The sequence below is a fragment of the Mycobacterium sp. NGS39 genome (genome assembly GCF_059812765.1).
The window spans coordinates 126988-143413 of sequence record NZ_JCALDH010000002.1 but is presented as its reverse complement, the minus strand read 5'-3'; the positions used below and the strand labels follow the sequence as shown (position 1 = coordinate 143413).

Annotated in this window: 16 protein-coding genes; 7 read left to right on the top strand and 9 right to left on the bottom strand. The window is 66.1% G+C overall.

The genetic code is table 11. The annotated features are described in order from the left end of the window. Position 1 precedes the first annotated feature (1 nt). The 6 genes from AC5Y39_RS03040 to AC5Y39_RS03015 are packed head-to-tail and all read left to right on the top strand — an operon-like array spanning position 2 to position 6536. The gene (locus AC5Y39_RS03040) at positions 2 to 820 is read left to right on the top strand and encodes a CbbQ/NirQ/NorQ/GpvN family protein (protein WP_500015337.1); all 819 of its coding nucleotides are present in this window, start codon (positions 2 to 4) and stop codon (positions 818 to 820) included. Continuing rightward, complete coding sequence (locus tag AC5Y39_RS03035) at positions 817 to 2523, top strand: nitric oxide reductase activation protein NorD (protein WP_500015339.1); 1707 nt, start codon at positions 817 to 819, stop codon at positions 2521 to 2523. The genes AC5Y39_RS03040 and AC5Y39_RS03035 overlap by 4 nt, the downstream gene beginning before the upstream one ends. A 53-nt stretch (positions 2524 to 2576) precedes the next feature. Then, positions 2577 to 3221 (top strand): TetR/AcrR family transcriptional regulator, encoded by a 645-nt coding sequence (locus tag AC5Y39_RS03030; protein ID WP_500015341.1) that lies wholly within the window; start codon positions 2577 to 2579, stop codon positions 3219 to 3221. 9 nt (positions 3222 to 3230) lie between these two features. Next, on the top strand, positions 3231 to 4532 hold the full coding sequence (locus tag AC5Y39_RS03025; RefSeq protein ID WP_500015343.1) for an acyl-CoA dehydrogenase family protein: 1302 nt from the start codon (positions 3231 to 3233) through the stop codon (positions 4530 to 4532). A 50-nt stretch (positions 4533 to 4582) separates the two neighbouring features. Then, entirely contained in the window at positions 4583 to 5572 is a 990-nt protein-coding gene (locus AC5Y39_RS03020; protein WP_500015605.1) for a phosphotransferase family protein, read from the top strand. 1 nt (position 5573) lies between these two features. Continuing rightward, positions 5574 to 6536: an NADPH:quinone oxidoreductase family protein gene (locus tag AC5Y39_RS03015; RefSeq protein ID WP_500015345.1), complete on the top strand. Its 963-nt coding sequence runs from the start codon at positions 5574 to 5576 to the stop codon at positions 6534 to 6536. A 91-nt stretch (positions 6537 to 6627) separates the two neighbouring features. Here the strand turns inward: AC5Y39_RS03015 and AC5Y39_RS03010 are convergent, their stop codons facing one another. From AC5Y39_RS03010 to AC5Y39_RS02970, 9 genes are all read right to left on the bottom strand, one after another. Continuing rightward, entirely contained in the window at positions 6628 to 7134 is a 507-nt protein-coding gene (locus AC5Y39_RS03010; RefSeq protein WP_500015346.1) for a hypothetical protein, read from the bottom strand. Beyond that, positions 7131 to 7772 carry a TetR/AcrR family transcriptional regulator gene (locus AC5Y39_RS03005; RefSeq protein WP_500015348.1) on the bottom strand — a complete coding sequence of 214 codons (642 nt, stop codon included), beginning with the start codon at positions 7770 to 7772 and terminating at the stop codon, positions 7131 to 7133. Before AC5Y39_RS03005 ends, AC5Y39_RS03010 begins: the two co-directional genes overlap by 4 nt. A 131-nt stretch (positions 7773 to 7903) precedes the next feature. Next, complete coding sequence (locus AC5Y39_RS03000) at positions 7904 to 9052, bottom strand: acyl-CoA dehydrogenase family protein (protein WP_500015350.1); 1149 nt, start codon at positions 9050 to 9052, stop codon at positions 7904 to 7906. Next, positions 9052 to 10200, bottom strand: coding sequence for a thiolase family protein (locus AC5Y39_RS02995; RefSeq protein WP_500015352.1), 1149 nt, complete (start codon positions 10198 to 10200; stop codon positions 9052 to 9054). The genes AC5Y39_RS03000 and AC5Y39_RS02995 overlap by 1 nt, the downstream gene beginning before the upstream one ends. Then, positions 10193 to 11005 carry an enoyl-CoA hydratase/isomerase family protein gene (locus AC5Y39_RS02990; protein ID WP_500015353.1) on the bottom strand — a complete coding sequence of 271 codons (813 nt, stop codon included), beginning with the start codon at positions 11003 to 11005 and terminating at the stop codon, positions 10193 to 10195. The genes AC5Y39_RS02995 and AC5Y39_RS02990 overlap by 8 nt, the downstream gene beginning before the upstream one ends. After that, entirely contained in the window at positions 11005 to 12240 is a 1236-nt protein-coding gene (locus tag AC5Y39_RS02985) for a CaiB/BaiF CoA transferase family protein (protein WP_500015355.1), read from the bottom strand. The genes AC5Y39_RS02990 and AC5Y39_RS02985 overlap by 1 nt, the downstream gene beginning before the upstream one ends. Further along, complete coding sequence (locus AC5Y39_RS02980; RefSeq protein WP_500015357.1) at positions 12240 to 12998, bottom strand: SDR family NAD(P)-dependent oxidoreductase; 759 nt, start codon at positions 12996 to 12998, stop codon at positions 12240 to 12242. The genes AC5Y39_RS02985 and AC5Y39_RS02980 overlap by 1 nt, the downstream gene beginning before the upstream one ends. 2 nt (positions 12999 to 13000) lie before the next feature. After that, the gene (locus AC5Y39_RS02975) at positions 13001 to 14167 is read right to left on the bottom strand and encodes an acyl-CoA dehydrogenase family protein (protein ID WP_500015607.1); all 1167 of its coding nucleotides are present in this window, start codon (positions 14165 to 14167) and stop codon (positions 13001 to 13003) included. 114 nt (positions 14168 to 14281) lie between these two features. Next, the gene (locus AC5Y39_RS02970; RefSeq protein WP_500015359.1) at positions 14282 to 15577 is read right to left on the bottom strand and encodes an amidohydrolase family protein; all 1296 of its coding nucleotides are present in this window, start codon (positions 15575 to 15577) and stop codon (positions 14282 to 14284) included. Positions 15578 to 15860: 283 nt separating this feature from the next. On the opposite strand from AC5Y39_RS02970, the gene AC5Y39_RS02965 reads away from it, so the two are divergent. Then, complete coding sequence (locus AC5Y39_RS02965) at positions 15861 to 16424, top strand: carboxymuconolactone decarboxylase family protein (RefSeq protein ID WP_500015361.1); 564 nt, start codon at positions 15861 to 15863, stop codon at positions 16422 to 16424. Positions 16425 to 16426: the final 2 nt, after the last annotated feature.

Genomic DNA, 16426 nt, shown 5'->3' with positions numbered 1-16426 from the left:
GTTGTTGAACAATACGTCGGCCTTTGCCAGTCCAGTAACCAACGCACCGTTTTACCGAGCGGTCGGCGACGAGGTGGAGGTATTCCGGGCGGCGGCGCGACGCGGGTTGCCCGTGCTTCTCAAAGGTCCGACCGGATGCGGAAAGACGCGCTTCGTCGAAGCGATGGCCTACGAACTCGGCCGTGAGCTGATCACCGTGGCGGGCCACGAGGACATGACATCGGCCGACCTCGTGGGCCGCTTCCTGCTCAAAGGAGGGGAAACCGTCTGGGTGGACGGCCCGTTGACCCGTGCGGTCCGAGAGGGCGCCATCTGTTATCTCGACGAGATCGTGGAAGCCCGTCAGGACACCACCGTCGTCATCCATCCGCTTGCCGATCACCGACGTGAGCTTCCGGTGGACCGCTTGGGCACGACGTTGACTGCGGCACCGGGATTCCAGCTCGTGATCTCCTACAACCCCGGCTATCAGAGCGTGTTGAAGAACATCAAGGAGTCGACGAGGCAGCGGTTCGTGGCCATTGAACTCGACTTCCCGTCCGCCGAGGTGGAAACGGACGTGGTTGCCCATGAAGCCGGGATCGACGTGGACACCGCGGCTGCTCTGGTCAAAGTCGGCCAAGCGATTCGCAACCTCGACGGCTCACCGCTGCGCGAAGTGTCCTCGACTCGCATGCTGATTCTGGCCGGCGGGCTGGTCGCCGAGGGGCTCAGTTTGCGCAGCGCTGTGCGCGCCGCCATCGTCCGAGTCCTCTCCGATGACCCTGATGTGGTCCGCGCGCTCGGTGAGCTCGTCGACGCAGTCCTGCCCCGTTCGTGACGCCTCCCGATTTCCCTGACGTTCAGCGATTTCGGCTCCTCGCGACGTTCATCGCCGGCCGGGCCGTCGATGTCGCCGCAGCAACACCGGGCCAGCTGGCTTACACCAACGGCCAGACTGTATTCGTCTCGGCGCAGGCGTCGGCCGCCGAACAGCGTCGCGAAATCGTCGTGCAGAGCGCACTGCTCGGCGGAGGTAGCCTGCAGCGGCACCTGGTGAAGGGCCTGCGCGGGCGGCCTTCGGTGGCACGCCGCTATCTGGCGCTCGAGGGTCGGCGCGTGCTGGCGGACTTGGCCCGGCAGCTGGCGATCGCAGCCGAGATCCTGCCGGACGCGCAACCGAGCACCGCGACGGCCGACGAGTCGCTCGACGTCGCGAAAAGCCGTGCGCGCGTTGCGAATCCGCCCAGCTGGTTCGGCGGCATCAAGCCTTCTCAACTATCGGCATCGCCAGCAGCTGCGGGCACCAAGGCAACGGACAAGGACCTGCGCCTGCAGTTCGATCTCACCGATCTGCCCGATGCCCAGGACGACGACGAGGAAGACGAAGACGAGTCCGCCCAGAGCAAGATCCTCAAGCTCTTCGAGAATCCCGTCTTCAAGAACCAAGCGGTGTCGGACTTCTTGCGAAAAATGCTGGGCAGTTCGCGATCTCCCGGCAACGACGCGGCCGGCGGTGAATTGCAGATCCGGGCACTGCGCCGGGCGCACGAGACAGGGGTGAACGCGCGGCCGCTACCCACCCGGATCCACTTCACCGACGACGCCAAACCCGGGGCCGCGGTTGGCGTCGGCGGCGCCCTGTTCCCGGAATGGGATGTCTTCAACAACCGATACCGGCCCGACTGGTGCCGCGTTCTCGACTTCCCACTGACGGTCGACGCCGACGTCTCCGCCGCCGGTGTGGCGAAAGACGACGTGTTACGGCGGCGGCTATCTCGAGTTGGCTTGGGCCCCAAGGTGCTTCGCGGCCGCGCTGACGGCGACGACCTCGACATCGAAGCGCTCATCGACCTGTTCGTCGACCTTCGCTGCGGCTACTCGCCGCCCGAGCATGTGTACCTGGAGCGCCGCAAGCTGGCGCGCAACCTGGGCGTGCTCATCTTGATCGACTCCTCCGGATCAGCCACCGACAGCGATTCCGAGGGCCTCACCGTCCACGATCACCAGCGGCGCGCGGCGGCGACGCTGGCCGTGACCCTCGAGGAACTCGGCGACCGCGTTGCGGTGTACGCCTTCCGCTCGCAGGGCCGCCACGCCGTGCACCTACCTGCCATCAAACCGTTCGAACAACGGTTCAGCGCTGTCGGGCGAGCCCGGCTCAACCAGCTTCAACCGACGGGCTATACGCGTCTGGGCGCGGCCATCCGTGGTGCCGGTGAGATCCTCAAGACTCAAGCCGGCACACCGAACCGGCTTCTGCTCGTGCTTTCCGACGGATTTCCTTACGACGACGGATACGAAGGCCGATACGCCGAAGCCGACGCCCACAAGGCTCTCGAAGAACTGCGCGCGGAAGGCGTTGCCTGCCTTTGCCTTTCGATCGGGGCCGCCGCCGATACCGACTCACTCGAGCGGGTCTTCGGTTCGGCCAGCCATGCGAGCGCCCCGACCCTCGCGGATCTAAGCCCTCGGATGGACGAGTTGTTCCTGTCGTCGCTGCGCGAACTCGCCGCGCCCAGCGCGACCAAGGTGGGCTCCTAGTTTTACTCTGGTCAGCTCTTCCGCGCGCTGCTTTCTCCTGATAACGTGCGCTGATGCCGCGCGTCGTATCCGAAGCCCATGCTGACCGAAGTCGGCGTCGTGCGTCGTATCAACGGCCACGTTCGGTCGAAACCAAGCGCGCCCTGGTCCAGGCTGCGATGGCGCTGTGGCGGACCAACGGTTACGCGAACACCACAGTCGCCGACATCTGCCGTGCCGCTGGAGTATCGAAGGCGCTGTTCTACTTCCACTTTCCGCGCAAAGAAGACGTGCTGTTCGACGTCGGCGTTCTCTCGACGCAAGCCGCGCAGCGCACCGTCCACAAGCTGCTGACCAAGCCGTACGAGATCCGCGAGGTCGTCGACGCGGCCCTGGCCACGCTGGAGCGATCGATGGTGCGCAATCCGCCAGAGCTAATCATCGAGACCATCCTCGAGGGCTACCGCCACGAGCATCGGATCCTGGCCGGTGATCACCCTGGGGAACCAGAGTTGGGGATGTTCACGGAATTGTTCGAGCGTGCCCGAAATGACGGCAAGCTTCCCGCTGACCTCGACGTGCACCATCTGGCCTATCTGGCCGGGACGCTGGTCAGCGAAGGCGCGCGGCATTGGGCCGCAGGCACATTCGGGCAGCGTTCGTTCACCGACGTCGTCGGGGCCGACATCGCAGCCCTGGTCGCGGGTTACAGCAAGTAGGGAGACGCCATGGCGTGGGATTTCGAGACCGACCCGGATTACCAGGAGCTGTTGGACTGGGCCGACGCGTTCGTCCGCGAAGAGGTGGAGCCGCTGGATTTGGCATGGCCACACCAGCAGTTCGTGCCGCTCGACGAGACCAGGCGCAAGGTGGTCGATCCGCTCAAGGAACAAGTGCGCAGGAAAGGGTTGTGGGCCACCCACCTTGGCCCGGAGTTGGGTGGCCAGGGCTACGGACAGCTCAAGCTCGCACTGCTGAACGAGATTCTCGGCCGCTCGCAGTGGGCTCCGATCGTCTTCGGATGCCAGGCCCCCGACACGGGCAACGCCGAGATCATCGCGCATTACGGCACGCCGGAGCAGAAGGATCGCTACCTGCGCCCGCTGCTGGACGGGGAAATCTTCTCCAGTTACTCGATGACCGAGCCGCAGGGTGGCGCCGACCCGACACAATTTCAGACCCGGGCGGTGCGCGACGGTGACGACTGGGTGATCAACGGCTGGAAGTTCTTCTCCTCCAACGCCGCAACCGCGTCGTTCCTCATCGTCATGGTGGTCACCAATCCGGATGTCAGTCCGTATCAAGGAATGTCGATGTTTCTCGTCCCCACCGATACCCCAGGTGTGGAGATCGTCCGCAACGTCGGTCTTGCCGGTGAGCCGGACAACCAGGGCAGCCACGCGCTGATCCACTACAACAACGTGCGAGTGCCCGCCGAGGCGTTGCTCGGCGGCGAAGGCCAGGCATTCGTGATCGCCCAGACGCGGTTGGGCGGTGGCCGCATCCACCACGCGATGCGCACCATCGGCTTGTCGCGGAAGGCGCTGGACATGATGTGCGAACGCGCCCTGAGCCGCCACACCGCCGGGAGTTTGCTCGCCGACAAGCAGTTCGTGCAGGGCTATATCGCCGACTCGTATGCACAGTTGTCACAATTCCGGTTGTTCGTGCTGTACACCGCGTGGGAAATCGACAAGTACAACGACTACAAGAAGGTCCGCAAGGACATCGCAGCGGTCAAAGTGGTGTTGCCCACCGTACTCCACGACATCGCTTGGCGGGCAATGCAAGTGCACGGTGCACTGGGAGTCAGCAACGAGATGCCGTTCATGGGCATGGTTCACGGCGCGGCAGCGCTCGGCCTCGCCGACGGTCCCACAGAGGTTCACAAAGCCACCGTCGCCAAGCAGGTGCTGCGCGATTACCGAGCCAGCGACGATGTCTGGCCCACCGAGTGGATCCCGAAGAAGCGCGAAGCCGCCAGAGCGAAGTTCGCCGAGTATCTCGAAAACGAAGTAGGCAACCTGTGACCGTCACGGCGGGTGACTCGGCGCTGGACATCGCGCGGCTTGCCGAGTGGATGGACGGCGCGGGTCTGCCCGGACACGGCGAGCCGCTGCACGCCCGGTTTCTCTCCGGCGGAACCCAAAACGAGATCTACGAACTCCGCCGCGGCGAGCACCGCTGCGTCATCCGGATTCCCCCTCGCGGCGCACCACCCGACCGCGACAAAGGGATCCTCCGGGAATGGCGCATCATCGAGGCGCTCGACGGCACCGACGTGCCGCACACCCCGGCCGTCGCCATGTGCTCTGACGCCTCGGTCCTCGGCCGCCCGTTCTACCTCATGGGTTTCGTCGACGGCTGGTCGCCGATGGACCAGAAGTGTTGGCCCCCACCGTTCGACGCCGACTTCGACGCCCGCAAGGGGCTGGCATTCCAGTTGGCCGAGGGCATCGCGTTGCTGGCCAAGGTGGACTGGCGGGCGAAGGGCTTGACCGACCTCGGCCGCCCGGACGGTTTCCACGAACGCCAAGTCGACCGCTGGACAAGCTTTTTCGACCGGATCAAGGGCCGCGAACTCGACGGCATGCAGACCGCGACCTCATGGCTGCGAGCGCACCGGCCGCTCGACTTCATTCCCGGCCTGATGCACGGCGACTACCAGTTTGCCAACGTGATGTACCACCACGGGGCGCCGGCGCGTCTGGCCGCGATCGTCGATTGGGAGATGGGCACGGTCGGCGATCCGAAACTCGACCTCGCATGGATGGTGCAGAGCTGGCCCGACGATCCGGACTCACCCGAGCCGTCGGCGATGAGTTACGTCGACATGCGCGGAATGCCGTCGCGCGCGGAGGTGGTGGCGCACTACGCCGAGGTGTCGGGCCGTCAGGTCGACGACCTGGACTACTACGTCATCCTGGCGATGTGGAAGCTCGCGATCGTGCTCGAGCAGGGCTTCCAACGGGCGGGCGATGACGAGAAGTTGCAAGCGTTCGGCCCGATCGTGCCGGAATTGATGGCATCGGCCGCAGAACTGGCCGAAACCACCGACTACCGAGGCTGACGTGCGCGCTGCTGTGTGCCCGCAGTACGGGCCGCCGGAAGTCGTGCGCATCGAGCAGCGGCCGTCGCCGACGCCGGCGCCCGGTGAGGTACGGGTGCGCGTAGCCGCTGCGGCCGTGAATTTCCCCGACGTACTCCTGATCGCCGGCAAGTACCAGATCAGCGTGCCGCCGCCGTTCGTCCCGGGCAGCGAGTTCGCGGGCATCGTCGACGAAATCGGTGATGACTGTTCAGGTTTCGAGGTCGGTGACCGCGTCGGCGGCACGGGACTTTTCGGAGCGTTCGCCGAACAAGTGGCGGTCCCCGCTACGGCCCTAGCACGCATTCCCTCCGGCGTCGATCTGCGTGCCGCCGCCGCGTTCGGTGTCGCGCACCGCACCGCCTATCACACGCTGCGCTCGGTCGCACGGGTCGGCGCTGGCGACGAACTCGTGGTCCTGGGTGCTGGCGGAGGTGTGGGCCTGGCCGCGGTCCAGCTCGGCAGCCGGCTCGGCGCCGTCGTCACCGCCGTTGCGTCATCGGACGAAAAGCTTTCAGCGGCAAGGGCTCACGGGGCTCGACACGTGATCAACCACCGCCGGGCAGACGTGCGTGAAGCTCTTCGCGAGGCGGTGCCGACCGGCGCGGACGCGGTCATCGACCCGGTGGGCGGCGACCTGTCCGAGCCGGCGCTGCGGGCGTTGCGCCGCGGCGGGCGGTTCGTCACCGTCGGCTATGCGTCAGGAGTGATTCCCCGCATCCCGCTGAACCTGGTGCTCGTTAAGGGCGTGACGATCGCCGGGTTCCAATTCCAGGACGTCGCACCGGCTGAATTCCAGCGCAACGAGGAGGAGCTACAGCAGTTGCTCGTGTCCGGGCAAGCCGCTCCGCACATCGGCGCGGTGTTCCCGCTCGACGAAACAGCGGCTGCTTTGCGCCTCGTCGCCGACGGACTAGCCGTCGGCAAGGTGCTGATCGAGTTGTGAACGCTCCCTCGCCCGGCGCGAGCGTGCGCAGATGCCCGTGCTGGGCGGCGTGTCGCTGCACAGACACGCACGCTCGCGGAGGTGGGTGGGGCTAGCTGGCAGGGATCAGGTCGGCCGCCACGGATAGACAGTTGCGCAGCCCGCAGCGAAAGACTTCCGTCGGCGTCACAGAGGCTGCCGGTTGCGGTAAAGCGTTGAGCGCCTGCGCTTTGAACGCCCGCGCTGCAGCGCTCAGCGGGTGCTGCACCGAGTCGACCGCGCGCTCGAGTTCGGCCGGACACGCCTGCCCCCACAGCGTCACCTCGGTGGCGCCCTGCTCGAGGGCCGCCAGCACCCCGCGGCGGATGCGGGAGTCGCTGGCGAACAGCTCTGCGGACACCGCGACCGTGTGAGGGTGCGGGCGCTCGGCCCACATGTCCAGTGCCTCCTGGAGATTGAGCGTCTCGGCCCCGAGAATCTGTATCGGTCGAAGATCCTCGTCGCCGGCGATCAGCACGGTGACGTCCCAGCCGGCCATCACCCGATCGAAGATCCATCCGCCGGCCGCTGCGACGACGTCGGCCACGCTCGCGCCAACCACATCGAGGCGGTACCTCATATCGCGCTCGGCCGTTCGAGCTCGCGGGCGAGCGAGTCTGCGTACCCCTTGAATGCGTCTGTCAAGGGGATCGAGGGATCGAGCAACCATGTGGTCTCCATTCCTGTGATGAACGCGATGATCTCGACAGCCTTTGCGGCCGGGTCCAGGTCGGTGCGGTACTTACCGGCGCGCTGCCCGCGGCGGATGATGTCGGCGATGATCTCGACCGCGGCGCGATACCGGTTGACAAGGCGGTCGTGCAGCGGCGCCTCCGGAAGAATGTTCTCGACGAGCAGCACCGTGTATGTGCCGATCAGCTCGGGCGCGCGCTCGAACCGCTCGGCGACGCGCCGGATCTCCACGACGAGGTCTCCCGACGAGCGGTCGGCGTGTGCGTCGTCGTCGGCATCGCGCGCGTCGAGCACCGCGTTGAGCAACTGTTCTTTGGATTCGAAGTGATGCAACAACCCGGCCGGTGTCACGCCTGCTTCCTTGGCGATCTGAGCCAGCGAGGTGTTGCGCCAGCCGTTGCGGGCCAGCAAGCGCTCGGCCACGGCGAGGATGCGCTGCTTACGATCCTCGCCCTTCGCCAGCAATGTGGCGTAGGGGCGAGGAGAGCTCGTGCTCAGAGCAGTGAGCCCGTCGTCCGCAGACACCCGACTCCTTCGTCGAAGACCAACCTAGTGAACACACAGTAGGTAGGTTTCGCCGCTGTGACAAGAGTCGCACTGAGGAAATTTCTTGACACGCGTCACCGCCGGAGCGCGTCAGCGGCCAGTGGACCGACTCACAACCCCAGCGACTTGGCGATGATCACCTTCATCACCTCGCTGGTGCCCGCGTAGATCCGCGCCACCCGCGCGTCGGTGTACAGCCGGGCGATCGGATACTCCATCATGTAGCCGTATCCGCCGAAGAGCTGTAGGCAGCGATCCACGACCCGGGCTTGCATCTCGGTGCAGAACAGCTTCACCCGCGCCGCGTCCGCGCCGGACAGCACGCCGTCGACGTGGTCGCGCACAGCGCGGTCCAGCATTGCCTGGGCTGCTTCGATCTCGGCAGACACCGCCGCCAATTCGAACTTGGTGTTCTGGAACGACGCGACCGGTGTGCCGAAGGCCTTGCGGTTCTTGACGTAGTCGATGGTCGCGGTCAGCGCCGAGCGGGCCTGCGCCACGGAACCCACCGCAACGGTCAGCCGCTCCTGCGGCAGGTTGTGGCCGAGGTAGCTGAACGCCTCGTCTTCTTCGCCTAGCCGGTTGGCGACGGGGACCCGCACATCGGTGAACGACAGCTCCGCGGTGTCTTGCACCTTGCAACCCATCTTCTCCAGCTCGCGCCCCCGCTCGAAGCCCGGCATGCCGTCCTCGACGACGAGCAGCGTCAGTCCCCGGCGGCGGTTCTCGGGGTCGGTCGACGTGCGGGCGACGACGATCACGAGGTCGGCCTGGATGCCGCCGGTGATGAAGGTCTTGGCGCCGTTGACGACGTAGCAGTCGCCATCGCGCACGGCGGTGGTGCGCACGCCAGCCAGATCGGACCCGGTGCCCGGCTCGGTCATCGCGATCGCGGTCAGCAGCGTGCCGGCGGCCAGCCCGGGAAACCAGCGCTGCCGCTGCTCTGCGTTGGCGTAGTGCAGGAAATACGGCAGGATCACCTCGAGTTGGGTGCGCACAGTCGACAGCGTCACCAGCGCGCGGGCCGCCTCCTCTTGCAGCACCACGTTGTAGCGGTAGTCGTCGATCCCCGCTCCGCCGTATTCCTCGGGAATGGCCATCCCGAGCATGCCGAGCTCGCCCATCTGCTTGAACACGTCGCGCGGCATCCGGCCGGCCTTCTCCCACGAGGGGTAGTGCGGCACCACCTCTTTTTCGATGAAGTCGCGCGCGAGTTGCCTAAACGACTCGTGGTCGGCGGTGAACACGTCGCGGCGCATCACACCACCAGTTCGACGAGCGTCGCGTTCGCTGTGCCGCCACCCTCACACATCGTCTGCAGCCCGTAGCGAATCCCGTTGTCGCGCATGTGATGAACCATGCGGGTCATCAGCACCGCGCCCGACGCACCGAGCGGATGGCCCAGCGCGATCGCACCGCCGAGCGGGTTGAGCCGCTCGAGGTCGGCGCCGGTCTCGGCCAGCCACGCCAGCGGCACCGGCGCGAACGCCTCGTTGACCTCGAACACCCCGATCTCGGACAGGTCGACACCGGCCTTGTGCAGCACCTTCTCGGTCGCCGGAATGGGACCGGTCAGCATCAGCACCGGATCTGCTCCGGTGACCGCGCCGGCGCGGTACCGCACGATCGGCGTCAGGTCGAGCTCGAATGCCTTCTCGGTCGTCGTCACCAACAGCGCCGCGGCACCGTCGGAGATCTGAGAAGAGTTGCCCGCATGAATGACTCCGTCGTCGACGAAGGCCGGCTTGAGCCCGGCGAGCTTTTCCACGGTGGTGCCGCGCCGCACGCCCTCGTCGGCCGCCACGACCGTCGCGACGTCCGGGAACACTGCAACGATTTGGGTGTCGAACGCGCCGTTGTCCTGGGCGGCGGCGGCCAATTCGTGCGACCGGGCGGAATACTCGTCGAGCTGCGTGCGTGAAAAGCCCCACTTCTGCGCGATCAATTCCGCCGACAGCCCTTGATTGAACGAGAAATCGTGATACCGCTCGAGGACTTTCGGGCCGTACGGCATGCCGGTGGCGCGCGCGGCACCCAGCGGCACCCGGCTCATCACTTCCACCCCGCCGGCGACGACGACGTCCTGCTGACCTGACATCACGGCCTGCACGGCAAAATCCAGCGCCTGCTGGCTCGACCCGCACGCCCGGTTGACCGTGGTGCCCGGGATGGTCTCCGGCCAGCCGGCCGCAAGCACCGAATATCGGCCGATGTTGCTCGACTGGTCGCCGACCTGCGACACACAGCCCCACACGACGTCGTCGACGATCGCGGGATCGATGCCGGTGCGCTCGACGAGCGCGCCCAGCACCACCGCCGACAGGTCCGCGGCATGCATGGTGGACAGCCCGCCGTTGCGCTTGCCTACCGGGGTGCGCACCGCTTCTACGATGACGGCATCACGCATCGCTCTGCTCCTTTCTCGCCGGAATCCAGCGACCGGTGAAAGACGGCGTCCGCTTCTGGGCGAACGCGGCATAGGCCTCCGGCGCGTCTGCCGTGGCGAAATTGACTGCCTGCGCGCGTGCTTCACTCTTCAGCGCTTCCAGAAGGGTGCCATCGGCGCCCTCGTTCAGCAGTGCCTTGGTCTGTGCGAGCGCCACCGGCGGTCCCGCCACCAGCCGCGCAGCGAGGTGCTCGACGAACGCGTCGATCTCTTCCGCCGAGACCACCCACGTGACGAGGTTGAGCATCTGGGCTTCTTCGGCGTCGATCGTTTCCGCCAGCAGCGCAAGGCGTTTGGCCTGCTGAAGGCCGACCAGCTTGGGCAGCAGCCAGGAGCCGCCGAGGTCGACGGACAAGCCGCGCTTGGCGAAGATCTGCGAGAACGTGGATTCCGGTGTGGCGGCGACGAGGTCGCAGCCCAGCGCGAGGTTCCATCCCGCGCCGACGGCCACCCCGGTCACCTTTGCGATCGTCGGTACCGGCAATTCGTGCAGCAGCAGCGCCACGTCGGTGAGGTTGCGCATCTTGTAGGCGGGATGGGTGGGGTCAGCCGCGGACAGGTCTGCGCCGGAACAGAAGGCGCCGCCGGCTCCGGTGATGACCACGACCCGAACGTTGCGGTCGCTCCCGGCCGCCCGCAGCGCGTCGGCAAGCGCCAGCCACAACTCCCGGTCGATCGCGTTCTTCTTCTGCGGGCGGTTGAGCGTGAGCGTGCGCACGCCGTCGTGGTCGCTGGTCAGCAGTACAGGTCGGTCAGACATCGGCATCAGGCGTAGGCGGGCCCGATTGCGCCTTGATCGCGCAGCCGAGCGATCTCGGCGTCGGTGAATCCGAGCTCCGCCAGCACCGCATCGGTGTGCTCGCCGAGTCCCGGGACAGCGCCCATGGGTGGGTCGTAATCCGCGATGACGGGCGGCGGCAGGAGCGCCGGTATGGGTCCGTTCGAGGTGTCGATGCGCCGCCAGCGATCCCGCGCGGCCAGCTGCGGGTGCACCAGCACCTCGCTGGGAACGTTGTAGCGCGCGTTGCCGATTCCGGCTGCGTCCGCTGTCTTCTGGACATGCTCCAAATCGTGCTGGGCACACCAGCTTTCGATCGCGTCGTCGAGCAGCTTGCGGTGTGCCACCCGGCCGGCGTTGGTGCGGAACCGGTCGTCATCGGCTAGATCGTTGCGCCGCAGGATCTCTCGTGCGAGCCGCTGCCATTCGGCGTCGTTGGTGGTACCCAGGATCACGGTCTGCTCGTCGGCGGTGCGGTAGGCGCCATACGGCGCCACTGCCGGCGAGCTCATGCCCAACGGCTGCTGGTCGATGCCCGAATGCCGCGTGTAGGTCAGGTGATAGCCCATCAGCTCTGCCGCCGCGTCGAACAGGCTCACGCGAACCGCGTCACCGGCGCGCTGCCCGCGGCACAACAGCGCCAGGATCGACAACGCGGCATACAACCCGGACACCACGTCGGCCACCGGTGGTCCCGGCTTGGCCGGCTGACCCGGTCTGCCGGTGACGGCGCACACTCCGGACTCGGCCTGGATCAGTAGGTCGTACGCACGCTTGTGGGAGATCGGGCCGCCGGGCCCATAGCCGTCGATCTCCACCGGAATGACGTCGGGGTGCCGCTGCGCCATCTCTTCGGCCGCGATCCCGAGCCGTGCCGTGGCACCCGGAGCCAAATTGGACACCAGCACGTCGGCGCGATCCAGCAGCCGATGCAGAACATCCAGTCCCGCTTGGGATTTGAGGTCGAGCGTGACCGACTCCTTGCCGCGGTTCACCCAGACGAAGTGCGCGGCAAGACCGTTGACCACGTCGTCGTAGTGGCGCGCGAAGTCACCGCCCCGCGGGTTCTCCACCTTGATCACCCGCGCGCCGAAGTCGGCCAGGGTACGGGTGCACATCGGCGCGGACACGGCTTGCTCGAGCGTGACGACGGTGATGCCGGCCAGCGGCGCGTCAGAAGGGGTCGACGAGCCGCTTGCGCGAAGAGCAGAGCGATCCGCCATCACATCACCATGCCACCGTCCACCGGCAGCACCTGACCCGTGATGTAGGAGGCCGCGTTGGACGCCATGAACACGAACGCGCCGGCGACTTCGGCCGGCTCCGCCCACCGCTTCATCGGGATGCGGTTCATCATGTTCGCCGCGAATTTCTCGTTGGTTCGGATGGTTTCGGTCATCGGGGTCGCGGCCAGCGGCGCCAGCGCGTTCACGCAGATGTTCTTGGTCGCCAGTTCGCGGGCAAGCGATTTCGTGAACCCGATGATTCCGGCCTTGGCCGCTGAATAGTTGACCTGGCCCAGCGTGCCGGTGATGCCGGCGGCTGACGTGACGTTGACGATGCGCCCGGTCCCGTCGGTGGGGATGTACGGCAGAGCGGCCTGGGTCACGTTGAACGCGCCCATCACATGGATGTCGAACAGCAGGCGGAACGACTCCTGCGTGGTCTTCTCGAACATCGCCGGCCGGGTGACCCCCGCGTTGTTGACGACGATGTGCAGCGCGCCGTCGGCCATCGCTGCGGCTTGCCCGGCCGCTGCATCGGCGGAGTCGCGGTCGGCCACGTCGAGCGCGGCCGAGTCGGCGCGGCCACCGGCAGCCGAAATGCGTTCAGCCACAGCGGCGGCGGCGTCCTTGTCGACGTCGGTGACCAGCACCGCCGCGCCCGCGTCGGCCAGCGCCGCGGCAACCGCCGAGCCGATGCCCCCCGCGGCGCCTGTGACCAACGCCGAGCGGCCGGTGAGGTCGAAGTAGGAAGTCACGATCAGTAGCTCCTGGGCAGTCCGAGCACATGCGAGCCGAGGAAGTTCAAGATCATCTCCTGGCTCACCGGTGCGATTTTCATCAGCCGGGCTTCCCGGAAGTACCTCGCCACGTGGTACTCCTCCGAATAGCCCATGCCGCCGTGGGTTTGCAGCGCCCGGTCGGCGGCGGTGAAACCCGCATCCGCACACAGGTATTTCGCGGTGTTGGCCTCGCGGCCGCACGGCTTGCCGTTGTCGTAGAGCCAGGTGGCCTTACGCAGCATCAGCTCCGCGGCGTCGAGCCGGGCCAGCGAATCGGCGAGCGGGAACTGGATGCCCTGGTTCATTCCGATCGGCCGGTCGAAAACGTGGCGCTCGTTGCCGTACTTCACCGCCTTCTCCAGCGCCACCCGGCCCAGGCCGAGTGCCTCGGCGGCAATCAGCATCCGTTCCGGGTTGAGTCCGTCGAGAATGTACTGAAATCCCTTGCCTTCCTCGCCGACTCGGTCCTCGACCGGGATATGCAGGTCGTCGATGAACAGTTCGTTGGAGGACACGGCGTTGCGGCCCATCTTGCGGATCGGCCTGATCTCGACGCGACTGCGGTCCAGATCAGTGAGGAACAGCGTCATCCCGTCGGTCTTCTTGCGCACCTCGTCGTAGGACTGGGTGCGCGTCAGAAGCAGGATCTTCTGTGACTCCAACGCCTTGGAAATCCACACTTTTCGGCCGTTGACCACATAGTGGTCTCCTTTGCGGCGGGCGAACGTGGTGATCCGGGAAGTGTCCAAGCCGGCACCGGGCTCGGTCACACCGAAGCACACGTGCAGCTCCCCCGTCGCGATGCGCGGCAGCGTGCGCGCCTTGAGTTGCTCGGAGCCGTGCACCACCACCGGGTGCATCCCGAAGATCGACATGTGGATCGAGCTGGCAGCGTTCATGCCGCCACCGGAGCGAGCGACTTCTTCTGCCAGCAGTGTGGCTTCGGTGATCCCGAACCCGTGTCCGCCGTATTCCTCGGGGATCGTCATGCCCAGCCAACCGCCGTCGGCGATCGCCCGGTAGAACTCCGACGGGAATTCGTGCGCCTGGTCCTTTTCCATCCAGTAGTGATCGTCGAAGCGGCGCGCCAGCTCCGCGACCGACTTGCGGATCAGCTGCTGATCCTCCGTCAACTCGAAGTTCATTCCGTCCGGCACTCGTCCGCCTCCTTCGCTCCTCGCTCAGCACGGCGCGCACGCATATGCGCCGGTGCGGCGAAGTTCGTTCCGCACCGGCGCATGCGGCGCATCGCCCTCGACTCAGTCCGTGTTGCCGGTGATCGATTTCGCGCTGGCGGCGAAGTCGGAGAACGACGAGCCGGCCCGCTCTTTGTGTTGGCTCAGTGCCCGGATCGAGACATCGTGGCCCTCGGCCGCCTTGCGCAGCGCGCCCACCGTGGCCTGCTCCCGCGGAACATGGGAGAACGGGTCGAACGAATACCAGCGCATTGCGTTCTCGTGGGTCATCTTGTTGATCTCGTCGTCCGGAACATTGTTGGCGCTCAACACATCCCACAGCTCCTCGGGTGCACCGGGCCACATCGAGTCGCTGTGCGGGTAGTCCGCCTCCCAGCAGATGTTGTCCACGCCGATGAAGTTGCGCAGCTGCACGCCCACGGGATCGCTGATGAAGCACGTGAGGAAGTGCTCGCGAAACACCTCACTGGGCATCTTTCCGCCGAAGTTCTGATGCGTCCAGGTCGAATGCATTTCGTAGGTGCGGTCCACCCGTTCCAAGAAGTAGGGAATCCATCCGGTGCCGCCCTCGCTCAACGCGATCTTGAGGTCCGGATAATCCTTGATCGGCTTGCTCCACAGCAGATCTGCGGCAGCCTGCACGATGTTCATCGGCTGCAGCGTGATCATCACGTCCATCGGCGCGTCCGGCGCGGTGATCGCCAGCCTGCCCGACGACCCGATGTGCACGTTGAGCACAGTGTTGGTGTCGCACAACGCCTTCCACAGCGGTGTCCAGTACTCGTTGTGGAAACTCGGGTAGCCCATCGCGGCCGGGTTCTCGGTGAACGTCAGCGCGTGCACGCCCTTCTTGGCGACGCGCCGAACCTCTTCGGCGCATGCCTCGGCGTCCCAGATGACGGGCAGCGCCATCGGAATGAACCGGGCCGGGTACGCCCCACACCACTCCTCGATATGCCAGTCGTTGTAGGCCTGCACCAGGGCCAGCGAGAACTCCGGGTCCTCGGTGGCGAACAAGCGCCCGGCGAAGCCGGGGAACGACGGGAAGCAGATCGACGCCAGGATGCCGCCGGCGTTCATGTCCTTGACCCGCTCGTCGACGTTGTAACAGCCGGGCCGGATTTCGTCGAGGCCTTGCGGCTCGAGCCCGTACTCTTCCTTCGGCCGCCCCGCCACCGCGTTCAGCGCCACGTTCGGGATCACCGTGTCGCGGAACTGCCAGGTGTCGGATCCGTCGGGGTTGTGTACCAGCCGCGGCGCGTCGTCGATGTATTTCTTCGGCAGGTGGTTCTTGAACATGTCGGGCGGCTCGACGATGTGGTCGTCCACGCTGATCAGGATCATGTCCTCTTTGTTCATGACCGTCCTTTCGGTAGCTGGCGGGCCCGTCGGTCAGCGGTGTTCTCTATCTAAGGAAACTAGCTTCTCAATCTGCGAGAATCAACGTGTGGAATCGAGCGCGCCCGCGTTCACCTGCTGACTTCTCCCGCGACAACCTCCATCTTGGCACTCCAGAGGGCCTCCAGGATTGACCAACCACGCAAAACATGGAAACCTGTTAGGCGAAATTGGAGAACCTGATTCTCATCCTTGCGATGCGCTCTTCGGCGAAAGCCGTCGCCGGATGGAGAGGAGATGCGCGGTGCGGCTGCCCCCGTTGCCGGAGGACGAGTGGGATGACGCCACGCGTGCGGCCCTGTCCGGCATGCTGCCCGAGGATCGGCGCAATGCCGAGGGTGCCGGCACGGCGTTGGCCACGCTGGTACGGCATCCCGACCTCACCAAGGCCTTCCTGCGGTTCAACGTCTACCTGCTGACACAGTCCACACTTGCACCCCGGCTCCGGGAGCTGGCCATCCTGCGGGTGGCGCACCGGACCAGTTGCGTCTACGAGTGGGCGCACCACGTCGATATCGGCATGCGCGAAGGATTGACCGGTGACGACGTGCAAGCCGCCAAGCGCGGAGACGCCGCCGACGCCTTCGACCGCGTCGTGCTGCAGGGTGTCGACGAGCTCTTCGACAAATCGGAGCTGTCGGATGCGACATGGTCGGCGCTCGGTGAGCGCTTCGACGACCGGCAGCGGATGGACTTCGTCTTCACGGTCGGCTGTTACACCGCGCTGGCCATGGCATTCAACACTTTCGGCGTCGAGTTGGAGAAGGACTTCGTCGCCAGAGCCGAGCAGATCACAGAAGGAAGGTAGAA